This window comes from uncultured Campylobacter sp., from assembly GCF_937997405.1.
Taxonomy (GTDB): domain Bacteria; phylum Campylobacterota; class Campylobacteria; order Campylobacterales; family Campylobacteraceae; genus Campylobacter_B.
On record NZ_CALKTL010000152.1, the window covers coordinates 1 to 2,451 of the forward strand.

The 2,451-nt window shown below is 49.1% G+C and carries 3 protein-coding genes; 2 read left to right on the plus strand and 1 reads right to left on the minus strand.

The features are described 5' to 3' along the window. Positions 1-142: 142 nt before the first annotated feature. Together murI and Q0372_RS08340 are read left to right on the plus strand one after the other, a co-directional pair. A complete protein-coding gene (gene murI, locus Q0372_RS08335; RefSeq protein WP_298104797.1) occupies positions 143-1,144 on the plus strand; it encodes a glutamate racemase in 1,002 nt (333 codons plus the stop codon). A gap of 628 nt (positions 1,145-1,772) precedes the next feature. Next, complete coding sequence (locus tag Q0372_RS08340; RefSeq protein WP_298104798.1) at positions 1,773-1,979, plus strand: hypothetical protein; 207 nt, start codon at positions 1,773-1,775, stop codon at positions 1,977-1,979. 74 nt (positions 1,980-2,053) lie between these two features. On the opposite strand, the gene Q0372_RS08345 is transcribed toward Q0372_RS08340, so the two are convergent. Then, positions 2,054-2,451: EexN family lipoprotein (locus tag Q0372_RS08345; protein ID WP_298104799.1), on the minus strand; the 398-nt coding region annotated here is incomplete at its 5' end.

Genomic DNA, 2,451 nt, shown 5'->3' on the forward strand with positions numbered 1-2,451 from the left:
CTAAGAAATTGATTAAATTTATCGCGAATTTTAACAAGGCGGCGAGAATTTAACGGCCGCGGATCCGCCAAGCCCGCTCAAAATTTAAATTTTACCTGGATTGAGCTATAATCGCGCATTAAATTTAACCTTGGATAAAGATTTGAAAATAGCGTTTTTTGACTCGGGCATCGGCGGGCTGAGCGTGCTAGCTGAGGCTCTGCGGCGGTTTAGCGGGGCGGAGTTTTTGTATTTTGCCGACGAGGATCACGTCCCCTACGGCACGAAAAGCAGGGTCCAGATCGTGCGGCTGAGCCTCGATGCGGTGGGATTTTTGGTCTCGCGCGGCGCGGACGCGGTCGTCGTTGCTTGCAACACCGCCACGAGCGCGGCTATCTCGGAGCTTCGCGGCGCATTTAGCGTGCCGGTTATCGGCATGGAGCCTGCCGTCAAGCTCGCTGCGGACAGCTTCGGCGCGCGCCCGACGCTGCTCATCGCCACGCCGCTAACGATCGCCGGCGAAAAGCTCGCGCGCCTAGTGGGGCGGCTGGAGTGTGAGACGTGGAGCCTGCCGCTACCTCGCCTCGTGGAGTTTGCGCAGGATTTGGAGTTTGACTCGCCCGCAGTTCGGGCGTATCTGCGGGAGGAGCTGGGCAAATTTGAGCTTGAGCGTCTCGGTTCGCTCGTGCTTGGTTGCACGCATTTTAACTATTTCAAGGACGTTTTGCGCGAAATTTTGCCTCCGCACGTGCGCATCATCGACGGCATAGACGGCACGCTAAACCGCCTTGCAAGCGAGCTAGGCGGAGGGCTAAAGCTTGCTAGCATCGAGGATTTGCCCTCGCGTGCGGCTAAATTTAACGCGGACAGCGGCGTAAAATTTGATACGAATTCATCTACGCAAGTCGGTAAATTTAAAGCGGAAGGGCGAGGTGAGGGCGGCGGACAGAGCATAAAGGGTAAGAGCAAGCAAGACGAGGGGGTCGATAAAAGCGCTCGCAGCGAGCAGGACGCAGGAGGGTGCGGCGAGGACGGCGGTAAAATTTACTATCCAAACGGCAACAGCGTGGAGTATTTTTACTCGGGCAGGGCGCTAGATGCGGCGCAGCTGCGCAAAGTAGAACTGTTTTTAAAGCGGCTTGATGCGATGCGAGCAATCGACTAGGCTACGCGCCCGTGCGTCGTAGATCCGTAGCACAGGTTGGGATTCCAGTGCGTCATAAATCACGTCAAATTAAAATTCCTGTTCATCGCGGATCGCACTACGCGACTTAAAATTTAGATACGTGGTGGATTGCTCTGCGCAAGTTAAAATTTTGATGCACTATAAATCGCAGCGCAGACTCAAAATTTCGTCGTTTCGTAAATCGCGCCGCATAGACTAAAATTTTGGCGCGCTAAAATTTAACTCGGCGATTTAGAAGCAGCTTCGCAACAGCATGTGAGCAATGGCACCTAGCCGTCGCCCGGTGCGCGAAAGTTAAAATTTTACGGGGCAAATGCTGCCTTCCCGCCGCCCAGCACGTAAATTTAAGATTTAACGCACAACGCCGCCGTACGACTTGAAACAATATAGCGCGAGAAAGACGCTGTCGCTTCTTTAAATTTAATAACGTAAGCCGAGACGTTGTATATGGGGAGTTGCCTCACGCCGCACGAACTGTCGCCGCAAATTTGAAATTTTAAATTTAGACTAGGGCACAGATAAGAAGTGCGAGCGAGGTTAAATTTAGTGCGCCGCGCAAACCGCCGCCGAGTGAAATTTAGACTAGCCGCGTGGCGTAAATTTTAAAATGATTAAATTTCAAGATGCCGCGAAGCCTGCAACTCTTTTCTGTGCTAGCCAAAAGCTCGCAGGCTTTGGAATTCTAAAATTTGAAATTCTAAAATTCGTAAAGCAAAATTTCGCGCCGTATCGTTTCGCGGGCGAGATTTTTACCACAAAATTCAGCGCCGTGGAGGGCAAATTTACCCTGCACCTAAGGCGCAGAGTAAATTAAAATGAACTTAAGCATAAGGCGTAAGAATAATTTTAATATAAAATTAACGTGTTTATCACAAGTCTATGGTTTTTTTACTTATGCCCTCCAGTAAAATATTTTTTACGCTCATTAAATCTATATTCTTCTAACCCCTTACTTGCATTTTCACAATTTTTGTGCATTTTGCTTCCTTCTTCTATCTTATCCCAATCACAATTCTTTTCTACTTCTTTAGCTTCCTCTATATGCTTTTCATAGTATTCTACCGTCATAACTTTTATGTCATTGACCGATTCTTTCGCGTTCACGCAATTTTTATATGAGTTGCTTCCATCTTTAAGGGTATTGAAATCGCACTTTGCTAAAACCTCTTTGGCTTCGTCCAGATGAGCGTCGTAATACTCCTTGGTCTTTACCTCGGTATCATCGCCGCAACCAACTAAAAAAGCAGCTAACCCCCCAGCCCCCCACCCCCGTTTCTGGTGCCCGT